This window comes from Streptomyces sp. NPDC025638 (assembly GCF_055558775.1).
This window is the reverse complement of record NZ_JBVHLX010000004.1, coordinates 562,105-576,602: the sequence shown is the minus strand read 5'-3', so window position 1 is coordinate 576,602 and position 14,498 is coordinate 562,105. Positions and strand designations below refer to the sequence as shown.

8 protein-coding genes are annotated in these 14,498 nt (G+C 72.5%); 5 read left to right on the top strand and 3 right to left on the bottom strand.

The window, feature by feature from the left end; translation table 11 throughout:
- Positions 1–118: 118 nt before the first annotated feature.
- Both tuf and ACZ4EG_RS13610 read left to right on the top strand, forming a co-directional pair.
- Positions 119–1,288 (top strand): elongation factor Tu, encoded by a 1,170-nt coding sequence (gene tuf, locus ACZ4EG_RS13615; RefSeq protein ID WP_453554067.1) that lies wholly within the window; start codon positions 119–121, stop codon positions 1,286–1,288.
- A 161-nt stretch (positions 1,289–1,449) separates the two neighbouring features.
- The gene (locus ACZ4EG_RS13610; RefSeq protein ID WP_467790754.1) at positions 1,450–2,295 is read left to right on the top strand and encodes a spermidine synthase; all 846 of its coding nucleotides are present in this window, start codon (positions 1,450–1,452) and stop codon (positions 2,293–2,295) included.
- A gap of 79 nt (positions 2,296–2,374) precedes the next feature.
- Here the strand turns inward: ACZ4EG_RS13610 and ACZ4EG_RS13605 are convergent, their stop codons facing one another.
- Together ACZ4EG_RS13605 and ACZ4EG_RS13600 are read right to left on the bottom strand one after the other, a co-directional pair.
- The gene (locus ACZ4EG_RS13605; RefSeq protein ID WP_453554065.1) at positions 2,375–3,385 is read right to left on the bottom strand and encodes a DUF8017 domain-containing protein; all 1,011 of its coding nucleotides are present in this window, start codon (positions 3,383–3,385) and stop codon (positions 2,375–2,377) included.
- Between the two features lie 100 nt (positions 3,386–3,485).
- On the bottom strand, positions 3,486–4,436 hold the full coding sequence (locus ACZ4EG_RS13600; RefSeq protein WP_467790753.1) for a DUF8017 domain-containing protein: 951 nt from the start codon (positions 4,434–4,436) through the stop codon (positions 3,486–3,488).
- 87 nt (positions 4,437–4,523) lie between these two features.
- Between ACZ4EG_RS13600 and ACZ4EG_RS13595 the strand changes: the two genes are divergently transcribed.
- A complete protein-coding gene (locus ACZ4EG_RS13595; protein ID WP_390710573.1) occupies positions 4,524–4,961 on the top strand; it encodes a DUF4442 domain-containing protein in 438 nt (145 codons plus the stop codon).
- Positions 4,962–5,063: 102 nt separating this feature from the next.
- Here ACZ4EG_RS13595 and ACZ4EG_RS13590 read toward each other — a convergent pair whose 3' ends face one another.
- On the bottom strand, positions 5,064–5,213 hold the full coding sequence (locus tag ACZ4EG_RS13590; protein ID WP_467790752.1) for a hypothetical protein: 150 nt from the start codon (positions 5,211–5,213) through the stop codon (positions 5,064–5,066).
- Between the two features lie 328 nt (positions 5,214–5,541).
- Between ACZ4EG_RS13590 and ACZ4EG_RS13585 the strand changes: the two genes are divergently transcribed.
- Together ACZ4EG_RS13585 and ACZ4EG_RS13580 are read left to right on the top strand one after the other, a co-directional pair.
- The gene (locus ACZ4EG_RS13585) at positions 5,542–7,236 is read left to right on the top strand and encodes an RICIN domain-containing protein (RefSeq protein ID WP_467790751.1); all 1,695 of its coding nucleotides are present in this window, start codon (positions 5,542–5,544) and stop codon (positions 7,234–7,236) included.
- Between the two features lie 392 nt (positions 7,237–7,628).
- Positions 7,629–14,498, top strand: coding sequence for an SDR family oxidoreductase (locus ACZ4EG_RS13580; protein WP_467790750.1), 6,870 nt, complete (start codon positions 7,629–7,631; stop codon positions 14,496–14,498).

The following is a 14,498-nucleotide window of genomic DNA, read 5'->3' as shown; positions in this document are numbered from 1 at the left end:
CCGCTGTCGACGGCGCCCGAAGCTGACCCTCCCCGGATCGTCCGGCGGACCCCGCAGGGGGAGGGTCGGCCAGTTCCTCGGGGTCCCATCACCACTTACGAGGCTTCGAGGTAGAGCCATGCCCAAGACGGCATACGTGCGCACCAAGCCGCATCTGAACATCGGCACGATGGGCCACGTCGACCACGGCAAGACCACCCTGACCGCGGCCATCACCAAGGTGCTGGCCGAGCGCGGCACCGGCACCTTCGTGCCGTTCGACCGCATCGACCGCGCCCCGGAGGAGGCCGCCCGCGGCATCACCATCAACATCGCGCACGTCGAGTACGAGACCGACACCCGGCACTACGCGCACGTGGACATGCCGGGCCACGCCGACTACGTCAAGAACATGGTCACCGGCGCCGCGCAGCTCGACGGGGCGATCCTCGTCGTCTCCGCGCTCGACGGGATCATGCCGCAGACCGCCGAACACGTCCTGCTCGCGCGGCAGGTGGGCGTCGACCACATCGTGGTGGCGCTGAACAAGGCCGACGCCGGCGACGAGGAGCTCACCGACCTGGTCGAGCTGGAGGTACGGGAGCTGCTCACCGCGCAGGGCTACGGCGGCGACTCCGTACCCGTCGTACGGGTCTCCGGGCTGAAGGCCCTGGAAGGGGACCCGCGCTGGACGGCGTCGATCGAGGCGCTGCTCGACGCCGTGGACACATATGTGCCCATGCCCGAGCGGTATCTGGACGCGCCGTTCCTGCTACCCGTGGAGAACGTGCTCACCATCACCGGGCGAGGCACGGTCGTGACGGGCGCGGTCGAGCGCGGCACGGTCCGGGTCGGTGACCGGGTCGAGGTGCTCGGCGCGGACATCGAGACCGTCGTGACCGGCCTGGAGACCTTCGGCAAGCCGATGGCGGAGGCCCAGGCCGGGGACAACGTGGCGCTGCTGCTGCGGGGCGTCCCCCGGGACGCGGTCCGTCGCGGGCACGTGGTGGCCGCGCCGGGCAGCGTGGTGCCCAGCCGGCGCTTCTCCGCGCGGGTGTATGTGCTGTCGGGGCGCGAGGGCGGACGTACGACGCCGGTGTCGAGCGGTTACCGGCCGCAGTTCTACATCCGTACCGCGGACGTGGTCGGGGACGTCGACCTCGGTGAGGTGGCGGTCGCCCGGCCCGGGGACACGGTGACCATGACCGTGGAGCTGGGGCGGGACGTACCGCTGGAGCCGGGGCTCGGGTTCGCCATCCGCGAGGGCGGACGGACGGTCGGAGCGGGGACGGTGACGTCCCTGGGCTGACGGGTGCGCCGGGGAGCTGCGTGGCTTGTGGAGCGCGGGCGACTGCGGGTCGTTCGTGGCTGGTCGCGCCCACGCGGCGGAGCCGCATGTCGGTACGGCCCCGCGCCCCTTCCAGGGACGCGGCAACCTCGGTGTCAACTCTCACCGGCACAATGGGGGACGTGAACGAAGCCATACCCGTCACCCGTGCCACCGATCACGGCACCGCCAAGCTGATGCCCGACGTCGACCGTGAGCGGGCCTGGTTGCTCACGGTCGACGGGGCGCCGCAGTCGTACGTGGACCTGGACGCGCCGACGCATCTGGAGTTCGAGTACGCGCGGCGGCTCGGGTACGTGCTGGACACCGTGGGGGAACCGGGGCGGCCGCTGGACGTCGTGCACCTGGGCGGGGGAGCGCTCACCCTGCCCAGGTACCTCGCGGCGACCCGGCCGGGCTCCCGGCAGGACGTCGTGGAGGCAGACCGGGGGCTGCTGGAACTGGTGGCGGAGCATCTGCCGCTGCCGGAGGGCGCCGGGATCGCCGTGCACTCCGCCGATGCCCGCGCCTGGCTGGAGTCCGCCCCGGACGACTCGGCCGACGTGCTGATCGCCGACGTCTTCGGCGGCTCCCGGGTCCCCGCCCATCTCACCTCGCTCGCCTACGCCCGCGAGGCCGAGCGGGTCCTACGGGCCGACGGCGTCTATCTGGCCAACCTCGCCGACGCAGCGCCGTTCGCCTTCCTCTGCTCCCAACTCGCCACGTTCGCCGCCGTGTTCGCGGAGCTGGCGCTGATCGCCGAGCCGGGCGTGCTGCGCGGCCGCCGGTTCGGCAACGCGGTGCTCGTCGCCTCGCACCACCCGGTCGACACGACCGCCCTGGCCCGCCGCACGGCCTCCGACGCCTTCCCGGCCCGGGTCGAACACGGCCCCGCGCTGCGCGAGTTCATCGGTGGCGCCCGTCCGGTACGCGACGAGGACGCAGTACCGTCCCCCGAGCCCCCCGACGGCGCGTTCGGCATCGGCTGAGCCGTTCGCGGTCGTGTGCGGCGGGCCGCCCGGTACGCGTGCCAGAGCTGGTGAGGGCACCGGGCGACCAGCCCCGCGGTCAGCTCCCGGTGGGGTCCCCGTGCAGTCGTACCGTGCTGAGGATCTTCATGATGGTCGCCGTGTCGACCTCCTCCTTCACGCCCTTGGCGCCGTAGAAGTTGAACGACACGATGTCTCCGGCCGAGTTCTCGAAGCCGAAGGTGAGCGACTTGCCGTCGGTGGCGCACTTGCCCTTGCGCGGGGTGTTCGTCGAACGCGCCCAGGCGTAGGCGCCCTTGACGCCCGACTTGGTCGTGAAGTCCGTGGCCTTCTTGTCGTAGGTGATGCTCTTCTTGTCCGGCTGTGTGTAGCCCCCGTACACCCACCAGGGCACTTCGCGGATCGCCGCGTCGCCGGCGCTCTTGGCGCTGCTCTCGCCCTTGGTGCCCACCACGGCCAGCGCCGTGTCGTCCGACCTGCCGTCCTTGTCGTCGTCGGACGTGCACCACTTGGACTTGTACTCGGCCGGTGCCGACATCATGATGAGGGCCTTGCCGTCGCTCGACTTGCGGTCCTCGAAGCCGATCAAGGTGCCCGGGCTGTCGATCTGCCAGTCCGCCGGCACGTCGAAGGCCGTGCCCCACTTGGGGTTGACGACGACCTTCCAGCCCGCGACGAGCGGCTTCTCGGTCTCGTCGCCCCGCGGGTTGTCGTTCGAACCGGACGAGGTGGCGGTGGGCTCCGGGCTCGGCGACTGACTGGTCTTCTTGCCCGAACCGCCGTCCGCCTTGTCGTCCTTGTTCCCACCGAGGACGAGGAATCCGGTCACACCGGCCGCGACGACCACGGCCACCGCCGCGACGATCGCTATCAGCTTGGTCCGGTTCCCGCCGCCACCGCCCTGCGGCGGCTGGGGTCCGCCCACCGGTCCTGGGGCGCCCCACTGCGGCTGCTGCCCATGGGGGTTCGGCTGCTGATACTGCTGGTAGCCGGGCTGCTGATACGGATTCGGCTGCTGGTAACCCGGCTGCTGATACGGGTTGTTCTGCGGGTTCTGCTCGCCCCCGGGCGGCTGCTGTCCTGGCCACATGGGCAGTTACCCTAACGGCGCCAGGGACACGATTCGGTCACCGCCCCTTGTCAGGGACGTACCGAATCAACCACTGCACCGAATCACCACACGTGCCGGCTCAGGAATCCGACCCGACGTCGTACAGCCGCACCGTACGCAGGATGCCGCGGACCGTGGTGTCCGGGACCTCACCGCTGACGCCCGTGGCGCCGACGAACGACCACGACAGCACACTCCCGTCCGGGTCCTTGAAGGCGAACGTCGTCGCCCTGCCGTCGGAGTCGCACTTGTGCTTCCTGACAACCCCGGACGACTTCGAGGTGGCGAGGCTGCCCGTGATGCCGGAGGCGGTGGTGTACGACGTCACCGGGCCGGTGGTGACCTTCTTGCGGTCGGGCTGGGTGTACCAGCCGTAGACCCAGTCCGCCGAATCGGAGCGGGCGGCCTCCTCGGTGCTCTTGTCGTCGTTGCCGCGTGTGCCCACGTTCGCCAGGGACGTGTTCTCGCTGCTGCCGTCCTTGTTGTCGTCGGAGCTGCACCACTTCTCCTTGTACACGGCCGGTGCCTTCATGCCGATGATCACCTTGTCGCCGGAACCGGCGTCGTCCGTGACATAGGTGATCCAGTCCTTCGAGCGCGGCGCCCAGTCCGGGGGCACGTCGAAGGCGATGCCCACATCCGGGTTGACCACGACCTTCCAGCCGGTGACGGTCGGCTTCAGCTCGCCTCCGGCGCGCGGGTTGTCCTGTGCGGAGGAGGCGGACGGCGAGGCGGAGGAGGCCGTCGGTGAGCCGGTGGGACCGGGGTCGGCCTTGTCGTCCTTGCCGCCGCCCAGGACCAGGAATCCGGTGACTCCGGTCGCGACGACGACGGCCGCCGCCGCGACGACCGCCACCAGCTTCGTGCGCCGGCCACCGCCGTCCGGCCCGGGTGCCGTCACGGTGGGCGGTGCGGGCCACTGGGCGGGCTGCTGTCCCAGGTACGGGTTCGGCTGCTGATAGCCGGGCTGCTGGTACGGATTTTGCTGCGGATTCGCCCCGCCACCGGGCGGCTGTTCCCCTGGCCACATGGGCCGTAACGATACAGCGATCATCGGACCGGCTCTGGTCAGGTACTGCTACTCGTGAGTAACATGGCGGCCATGAGCACAGACCAGATGTCGATCGGCGAATTGCTCGCCGCCACGGTTCCGATGGTGCGGACCCTGAACCTGGAGTACCTGGAGACCACTCCGGAGCGGGCCGTGCTGTCCCTGCCGGACCAGAGCGAGTACCGCAATCACGTGGGCGGGCCGCACGCGGGGGCGATGTTCACCCTCGGTGAGTCCGCCAGTGGTGCGATCGTCCTCGCCGCCTTCGGCGACCAGCTGGCGCGCGCCGTGCCGCTTCCGGTCACCGCCGAGATCGCGTTCAAGAAGATCGCCCTCGGTCCGGTCAAGGCCACCGCGACCCTCGGCCGCCCCATTGCCGACGTCGTCGCCGAGCTCGACGAGGGCAAGCGTCCCGAGTTCCCGGTGGCCGTCGCCATCCAGCGCGAGGACGGCGCCGTCACCGGTGAGATGACGGTGACCTGGACCCTCCGCCCCAACGGCTGACGTCCGCCTCGCGGATCTTGGGAGAGGCCCCGGCCGGATGGTGGATCCGACGGCCGGGGCCTCGGCGTGTGCGGCGTCGGCCGCCGTCCGCGTCTTGAGTGCTCAGGCGGCCCGGTTCCGCTCCGGCGGAAAGCGGGTGCCGAGTCCGGCGGCGGGGACGACCGCCTTGCGGACGGTGCGTGGGGGCGTGGGGGCGGTTGAGGAGCGCGGGGCGATCATGCGGCCCATGCCGGCGCACGGGGATGAGAGCACGCCGGGAGAAACATGGGAGCTTCCTGTGGGCGGGCGCGTTCCGCTTTCAGTGGGAAGGTTGAAGATTCGGTGCGCCATCTGGCTTTCTGTGTATGCAGGTTGAGCCTTGAGTGACGAACGCGTCGAATGCCGGTACGGATACCGCCGGTAACTCATCTTGAATTCCCCGGACCTTGCACTTGGGCGCTCGAACTTCTTGTTACTTGTGAGTTGGGTGTGCGAGGGTGAGCCTCCTCCTGGGAGGGCAGAGGCGGCACCGAAGGGACACTGCTTTCCGGCGGGGCGCCATTCCTTGTGTCGTCCTTCGGCTTGGAAAGGAAATGGTTCCGTGCAGTCCCGGTCCGATCGCAACCTCGTCGCACAGCTCGGCGCCAAGGGCGACGGCAGCCATCGTGCCGTCGCCCTTCTGCTGGCCCGGCACTGGCGGGCGACCTGTGACTACGCGGTCGTCTGCCTCGCCTCCGCCGGTGGTGCCGCCCAGTTCGTCGCCACCACGGCCTTCCATCGCGTCCTCGGCCGGCTCGCGGGCGGGGCGACCGGCGGCCCGCTGCGCCCGCAGTTCCTCGTGGCCGTGCGGGAGACCGTCCGGGAGTGGGCCGCCGACGAGGGCATCTGCGTGGTCCTGCCCGAACTGCGCAAACCGACCGGCGGCCGTGGTCTACGCGCGGTGAAGTCCGGCATCCCCGAAAGAAGACAACTCGCCGAGCGTGCTTTCCGCGCCCTTCCCGGAGCGTCCCAATGTCTGCTGTGGCACACCGAGGTCGAGGCGGAGCCGATATCAATTCCCGCCGGACTGCTGGGCGTGGACACTTCTGCCGCCGCGGCAACGCTGGAGCAGGCGCGTGAACAATTCCGGGCGGAACTGGTACGCGCCCACCGCGAACTCGCACCCACCGCGGAATGCCGTCACCACAACCGCCTCCTCGATATCTCCATTCGCCGCGGCGGTTCCCTGTTGCCCGACGCGCAACGGCATTTGACGGTGTGCCAGTACTGCCGTCGAGCCGCGGAACAACTCGGCCGTGTCGAGGGCGGACTGGAGATCCTGCTCGCCGAGACCGTGCTCGGCTGGGGCGCGCGCCGCTATCTCGACTCGCGCCCGGGACGCGGCGCCGTCGAGGAGCTGCCTCCCGCGCCGGAGGCCGTAGGCCCGGAGGGCGTACACCCGGAGGTCCCGCACTCGGAGGTCGTACGGTCGGCGTACGCGAGTCGAAAACGGACGCGGCGCATGGCGGTGGCCGTCGGAGTCGGGCTCACCTGCCTCGTGCTGCTCGCGACCGTGCTGGTGGTCAGGGGCTGGACCGACGGCATCCACGGTGTCTCCGTACCCGGTGACACCTGGGGAGCCGCCGGCCGCGGCTCCGTCCGGTCCGGCGCCACCCGCGAGCCGTCCGTCGTCGCCTCCCCGTCCGCCGCCTCCGCGAGCGAGCCCGTCGAGGTCGCGCACGGCAGACTGCGCAGCCCCGCCACCGGACTCTGCCTGGATGTCGAGGGCGGCCGGGTCGAGGCGGGTGCGGGGGCGGTGCTCGCGCCGTGCTCGTCCGCGGGGTCCCAGCAGTGGTCGTACCGGCGCGACGCAATGCTGCGCAGCGCCGCCGACCCCACCCTCTGCCTCGCCGCCGAACCGCAGGCCCGGAAAGTCCTGTTGTCCGGCTGTGTCGGGCACGCGGGCGAGGCGTCCTACGAACTGACCCTGCGCGGCGAACTCCTCCTGCGCCGGCACAGGGGACTCGTCGTCGCCCCGGGCTCGGGCAGGGCGAGCGCCCGTGTGGTCGTGACGAAGCGGGACGGTGACCGGCGGCAGCGGTGGACGCCGGAGGCCGGAGTCGGCCGGACGGAGCGGAAGGCGCCGGCGAAGAGCCGCCCCGAGCGGCCGCGACAAGTCCGGGCAGACCCAGGAGCGGTACGGCACTCGGATCGCGCAGGTCGGCTGCCGCGGCGACAGCGGTCCGGTGCCGGAGCGGGGCCGGGGGACCGGCGTTCCCCGGCCGTTTCTTCAAGGATTTACAAGATTTTTCCATGATTCACGTTTGACCTGAATGGAATTCAGTCGCCGACGGGTTCGATCGAGCCACGGCGCTGAAGTCATGCGGAATTTACAGAGCCCGGTCCGGCCGCCCGCCGCGTTGCGGAGGGGTGAGTGGGGGTGAATCCGCCGGACGCTTTGACGGGCTTGTGGCGTTGTGGTGCCTGGGGCTCGTGGTGCGGACGGCCGTACGGTGGATGGGACTTGCTCGGATTTTCGGCTCTTGCGTCGACTCTCGTCCGCTGGCCGAATTGATTCCACCGCAAGCGGAATTGCCGCATCGTTATTGACCCGCCAGTAATAAGTCGCTAGTTTCCGGTGGCCCCGACCAGCGCTTCCACGTCGCACAAACCCCCCACCGTGCTGTCTCGCCGATTATTCGGAGCATCATGACGTCTGCTGCGCGCGCTCTGGACCTGATCATTTGCATCACCCCTTTCGGAGAACCCGATGCCAGGCTCACCGCGGCCGTCTGCCGGGCCGGCGGACTCGGGATCCTGGACCTCGGCAACGGCGACCGAAGATCCCGTGAGGCCCTCGGGCGCCTGAGACATATGGCGCCGGGCCCGTTCGGGGTGCGGGTCACGGGCCGGTGCCGGATGCGGCCCGAGGACATCGAGGCGGTCGACACCGTGGTCCGCACGGCCGACGCCCCGTGGCCGCTCGCCGAAGTCGCCGCGAGCCACCGGGTGTTGGCCGAGGTCACCGACCTGGAGCAGGCGCGGGACGCGGTCCGTGCGGGAGCGTACGGACTCATCGCCCGCGGCAGCGAGAGCGGCGGCCGGATCGGACAGCTCAGCACCTTCGTACTGCTCCAACAGCTGCTCGCCGAGCCGGAGTTGGACGTGCCGGTCTGGGCGTGCGGCGGCATCGGGCCCCGTACGGCGGCCGCCGCCGTGGCCGGTGGGGCGGCCGGAGTCGTCCTCGACACGCAACTGGCCCTGCTGGCCGAGTCGACGCTGCCCGAGGCGGCCGCGGCCGCGCTCCGCTCCCTCGACGGCTCGGAGACCGTCGTCGTGGCCGGTCACCGGGTACTGCACCGCCGCGGCCCCGACGCTTTACGCCCGCCCGCCGACGACCCCGCCGCCGTCGCCGCGCTGCTGGGCGCCCAGGACCCGCACACCCAGCTGCTGCCGGTCGGCCAGGACGGCTTCCTCGCGACACGCTTCGCGGAGCGCTGGCAGGACGTGGGCCGCACGCTGCGCGGACTGACGACCGCGATCCGGGAGATCCTGCCCGGTCGGCCCGCCGACCCCGCGCCCGCCCGCGCGCTGCGGTCCGGCTCGGGCATGAGCCGGGCCCTCGGGACACGGCTGCCCGTGGCGCAGGGGCCGATGACCCGGGTCAGTGACCGGGCGGGATTCGCCGCGGCCGTCGCCGAGCACGGTGCGCTGCCCTTCCTGGCGCTGGCGCTGGCCGACGGAGCGCAGGCGCGGGCGATGCTGGAGGAGACGCGCGTAGCGCTGGACGGGCGGCCCTGGGGCGTCGGTGTGCTCGGGTTCGCGCCCGAGGACATCCGCGGCGCCCAGCTGGAGGCCGTACGGGAGCTGCGGCCCAGCCACGCCATCATCGCGGGCGGCCGGCCCGCCCAGGCCGAAGCGCTGGAGCGGGCCGGAATCAGCACCTTCCTGCATGTGCCCTCGCCCGGGCTGCTGCGGCAGTTCCTGGAGGCCGGAGCCCGCAGGTTCGTCTTCGAGGGCTCCGAGTGCGGCGGACACGTCGGACCGCGGGCCGGCTTCCCGTTGTGGGAGGCCCAACTGGCGGTGCTGGAGGACTTCCTGGCCGACGCCGGAGCTGACGACGACACGGTCCGGCGGATCGAGGTGTTCTTCGCGGGCGGCGTCCACGACGAGCGCTCCGCCGCGATGATCGCGGCGCTCGCCGCACCGCTCACGGAGCGCGGAGCCGCCGTCGGCGTCCTGATGGGAACCGCCTATCTGTTCACCGAGGAGGTGGTGGACCGAGGCGCGATACAGCCCCTCTTCCAGAGACAGGTCGTGGCGGCCGGGGCCACCGCCCTCCTGGAGACCGCCCCCGGCCATGCCACCCGCTGCGTGCCCAGCCCGTTCACCCTGAACTACCGGGACCGCGAAGCCGAGTTGCGCGCTCAGGGTGTGCCGGACCGGCGCGTCTGGGAGGAACTGGAGCGGCTCAACGTCGGACGGCTGCGCATCGCCAGCAAGGGCGTCGACCGGACCGACGGCGGCGTCCTGGCGCCCGTGGGCGAGCAACGCCAGATGGACGAGGGCATGTTCATGGCCGGGGAAGTGGCCGTGCTGCGCTCCGCGACGACCACCATCGAGGCCCTGCACCGTTCGGTGACCGACGGCGCGGCCGACTTCCTCGCCGCCCGTACCGGGGAGCTGAACCAACGGCTCGGCGCCGACCGGACCGCGGAACCGGCGCAGCCCGCACCCCTCGACATCGCGGTCGTCGGCATGGCCTGCATGTTCCCGCAGGCCCCCGACCTGGCCTCCTTCTGGGCGAACATCGTCGCCGGGCACGACGCCGTCACCGAGGTCCCACACGACCGCTGGGATCCCGACCTGCACCACGCCGACGGCAGCACCACCTCCAAGTGGGGCGGCTTCCTGCCGCGCATCCCCTTCGATCCGCTCGCCTACGGCATCCCGCCCGCCTCGCTCGGCAGTATCGAGCCCGTCCAGTTGCTCTCCCTGGAGGCCGCCCGGCGCGCCCTGGAGGACGCCGGATACGGCGACCGCGGGCGGGAGTTCGACCGCTCGCGCACCTCCGTCGTCTTCGGGGCCGAGGCGGGCAGCGACCTGTCCAACGCCGCCACCCTGCGCGCCGTACTGCCGTCGTACTACGGCAAGGTGCCCGACGGGATCGAGGAGCAGCTGCCCCGGCTGACCGAGGACTCCTTCCCCGGCATGCTCGCCAACGTCATCTCGGGCCGGATCGCCAACCGGCTGGACCTCGGCGGGGCCAACTACACCGTGGACGCGGCCTGCGCCTCCTCGCTGGCCGCGGTGGACGTGGCGTGCAAGGAACTCACGGCGGGCACCAGCGACGTCGTCCTGTGCGGCGGCGCCGACCTGCACAACGGCATCAATGACTACGTCCTGTTCTCGTCGGTCCACGCGCTCTCCCCGACGGGCCGGTCACGGGCCTTCGACGGGTCGGCCGACGGCATCGCGCTCGGCGAGGGCGTCGCCTGCGTCGTCCTCAAGCGGCTGGCGGACGCCGAACGCGACGGCGACCGGATCTACGGCGTGATCAAGGGGCTGGGCTCGTCCAGCGACGGCCGCTCCCTCGGCCTGACCGCGCCCCGGCCCGAGGGGCAGCGGGTCGCGCTGGAGCGGGCGTACCGCAACGCGGGCGTCTCACCGGCCACGGTCGGCCTGGTGGAGGCGCACGGCACCGGGACCGTCGTCGGCGACCGCACCGAACTCACCGTCCTCGGCGAGGTGTTCGCCAAGGCCGGGGCCCGGCCCGGCGGATGTGTGCTGGGCTCGGTCAAGTCGCAGATCGGGCACACCAAGTGCGCCGCCGGTCTCGCGGGCCTGATCAAGACCACCCTGGCGCTCTACACCGGCGTACGGCCGCCCACCCTGCACCTGAAGAGCCCCAACGCGGCGTGGGAGGAGGGCGCGGGCCCCTTCGCCTTCCACACGCGGGCCCAGCCGTGGGCGACTCCGGCCGGCGAACGCGTGGCCGGAGTGAGCGCGTTCGGCTTCGGCGGGACCAACTTCCATGTGGTGCTGGGGGCTTACGCCGACGCCGTACCGCCGGAGCAGGGTCTGGAGGAGTGGCCCGCCGAGCTGTTCACCTTCCGCGGGAGGGACGCGGCGAGTGCCGGTCGGGCGATCGAGGCGGTCCTGAAGGCCGCCGAGGCCGACGGCCGTCCCTGGCGGCTGCGTGACCTCGCGCTGAGCGCGGCCCGGCGCTCCGACGCCTCGCCGGAACCGGTGCGGGCCGCGGTCGTGGCCACGGACGTGGACGGTCTGATCCGGCAGCTGCGCAGGGCCCTGGCCGGGGAGCACGACCCGGCCGCGGGCATCCACCTGGCCGACGCGGCCGCGCACGGCGAGGACAAGGTCGCCTTCCTGTTCCCGGGCCAGGGCAGCCAGCGCCCCGGCATGCTCGCCGACCTCTTCATCGCCTTCCCCGAACTGCACCACTACCTTCGGCTCGGCCGGGCCCACGCCGACCGGCTGTACCCGCCCGCCGCCTTCGACGACGCGGCCCGCGAGTGCCGGCGGGCCGGGCTCACCGACACCCGGGCCGCCCAGCCCGCCCTCGGCATCACCGGCCTCGCCGCCCACGCCTTCCTCACCACGGCGGGGGTGAGACCGGACATGGCGGCCGGACACAGCTACGGCGAACTGGTCGCCCTGTGCGCGGCCGGCGCCCTCGACCCCGAGACGCTGCTGGAGCTGAGCACCGAGCGGGCCTCGGCCATCCTCGCGGCGGCGGGCGACGACCCCGGCAGCATGGCCGCCGTCTCCGCCGGCGCCGAGGACGTCGAAGCAGCTCTGCGCACGGCCGGGGTGCCCGCTTCGGTCGTCCTCGCCAACCGCAACTCGCCCCGGCAGACGGTGATTTCCGGCCCGACCGAGGAAGTCGCCGGCGCCGTACGGCTGTTGCGCGAGGCCGGGTTCGGCGCCAAGCGCATCCCGGTCGGCTGCGCCTTCCACAGCCCCTTGGTGGCGGGTGCGGGCGAGACGTTCGCGGAGGTCCTCCGGGACAGGACCGTACGCCCGGCCGAGTTCCCGGTCTGGTCCAACCGTACGGCCGCCCCGTACGCGGCGGACCCGGACGCGGTGCGCGCGGAGCTGGCCGCCCAGATCGGGGCGCCGGTCGCCTTCGCCGCGCAGATCGAGGCCATGTACGAGGCGGGAGCACGGATCTTCGTAGAGGCGGGACCCGGCACGGTCCTCACCCGGCTGGTCGAACAGATCCTGGGCGACCGCCCGCACCGCACCGTCGCCTGCGAGCCCCGCGACGGCAGCGGGCTGCGCGGCTGGCTCGACGCACTCGCCCAACTGGCCGTCGCGGGTCGGCCGGTGCGCACCGGCCGGCTCTTCCGGGGGCGCGATGCCGTCGACGCCGTCCGCACCCCGGCACCGAAGCGACCCGGCTGGACGGTCGACGGCCACCTGGTCCGCACCGCCGCCGGAGAACTCCTTCCCGGTGCCCTGGCACCGGCCCGACGAGTCGTGGAGACGACTGTGACGACGAACCACCCGTACGGCGTCCCGGCCGGCCAGGACGCGCTGATCTCCGAATTCCTGCGCACGAGCCGGGAGATGATCGCCGCCCAGCGCGATGTTCTGCTCACCTATCTGGGCGCGGTGCCGGGCCGGTCCGCTCCCGCACCCGCGGCGCCCGGCCCCCTGGTGGCGCCCCAGATCCAGCCCGCCGAGCTCGTCGCCGCCCCTCAGCCGGTCCCGGAGTCCGCCCCGGCCGACACCGGCACGGACCCGGCAGCCGATGTGGAACGCGTCGTCCTGGAGATCATCAGCGAGCGCACCGGCTACCCCGTCGACATGATCGAGCCCGACCTCGACCTGGAGGCGGACCTGAGCATCGACTCGATCAAGCGGGCCGAGATAGCGGGCGAACTCGCCAAGCGGCTGGGGATCGGCGCCGGGGCGGACGTCACGGCCCTGGACGACGCGGAGCTGGAGGAGCTGGCCAAGGCGCGTACGGCGGCGGCCGTGACGCGCTGGCTCGCGGCGCGGCTGCACGGGGCCGGGGAGCAGAGTGCCGTCCCGTCCGAAGTTGCTGGTTCCGCAGAGGAGTTGACGGAGCGGGTCGTCGGCGTCGCGCCGAAGAGACTTCAGCTCCGTCCGGTGCCTCCGAGGCAGCCGGACCGCCCGGCGGATCCGGCCACCGTCCTGTCCGGGAAGCGGTTCGTCGTGCTCGGCGACGGAGGCGGCGCGGCTGCGGAGATCGCGGCGCGGCTCGCTCCGTACGGCGCCGAGGTGGTGACCGTCGACGCGGAACACCTGCCGACCGAGGCGGACGACGTGGTGGACGGCGTGCTGTACATGGGGGCGCTGCCGGGCGCCGAGCCGCCGGTCCTGCCCGACGCCTTCCCCACGCTGAAGGCCGCCCTGGCGCACGGCCCGCGATGGCTGCTGGCCGTACGGCCCGCCGACGGCGACGACGCGCTGCGGGCGGCGGGGCTGGACGGCCTGTTCCGCACCATCGCCCGCGAATACCCGGAGACGGTCGCGCGGACCGTCGCCCTCGCCGACACGGGGCCGTCCGCCGTCGCGGACGCCCTGCTCGCCGAACTGCTCGCACCCGACCCGGCACCCGTCGTCCTGCGCACCGCCGCCGGCCGGCACGGTTTCGAGCTCGTCGAGGCACCCCTCGGCACGCTCGGCAGCACCGGCGCGGGACCGGCCGGCGACGGTGCCGCCGAGGCCGCCGCGCTCGGCCTGGACCGGGACTCCGTGGTGCTGCTGGTGGGCGGTGCCCGCGGGATCACGGCGAAGTTCGCGGCCTCGCTCGCCGCGGCCTGCCGCTGCCGCATCGAACTGCTCGGCAGAACGCCCGCGGCCACCGGCCCCGAGGACCCGCGGACCGCCGCCGCGCGCACCCCGGCCGAACTGCGGGCGGCCCTCGCCTCCGGCGGCTCGCTCGGACCCGCCGAGGTCAACCGGGCCGCCGAACTGATCCTCGCCCAGCGGGAGATCGCCGCGACACTCGCGGAACTCACCGCGCTCGGCAGCCGGGTCCGCTACCACGCCGTGGACTTCCGCGAGCAGGACGCCGCGCTCCAGGCGGTCAAGGAGATCCATGCGGAGCACGACCGCCTCGACGGGGTGGTGTTCGCGGCCGGGGTGATCGAGGACCGGCTGATCGCCGAGAAGACCGCCGAGTCCTTCCAGCGCGTGTACGGCACCAAGGCGGCCGGAGCCGCCACCCTGCTCACCGCGCTGGAGGAACTGCCCAACGGGCCGGGGTTCACGGTCCTGTTCGGCAGCATCTCCGCCGTACTCGGCAATCGCGGCCAGGCCGACTACGCGGCCGCCAACGACGCCCTGGAGACCCTGGGCACCGCCTGGGCCGCCCGCACCGGACACCGTGCGCTGACCGTGCACTGGGGGCCGTGGGCACCCACCGGCTCCCACGGCGGGATGGTCGGTCCGGAGCTCGGCCGGGAGTACGCCCGGCGCGGCATCCGGCTGATCGACCCCGACGAGGGCACCGCGGCTTTGCTGCGGGAACTCGCCTGGGGCGAGGAGTCGGCCCGCGCGGTCGTCTACACCGCCTCGGGGTGGTGA

Coding starts and splice junctions, on each gene's coding strand:
- tuf (WP_453554067.1), top strand. CDS start 119: ATGCCCAAGACGGCATACGTGCGCACCAAGCCGCATCTGAACATCGGC.
- ACZ4EG_RS13605 (WP_453554065.1), bottom strand. CDS start 3,385: ATGTGGCCAGGACAGCAGCCGCCCGGGGGCGAGCAGAACCCGCAGAAC.
- ACZ4EG_RS13600 (WP_467790753.1), bottom strand. CDS start 4,436: ATGTGGCCAGGGGAACAGCCGCCCGGTGGCGGGGCGAATCCGCAGCAA.
- ACZ4EG_RS13595 (WP_390710573.1), top strand. CDS start 4,524: ATGTCGATCGGCGAATTGCTCGCCGCCACGGTTCCGATGGTGCGGACC.
- ACZ4EG_RS13580 (WP_467790750.1), top strand. CDS start 7,629: ATGACGTCTGCTGCGCGCGCTCTGGACCTGATCATTTGCATCACCCCT.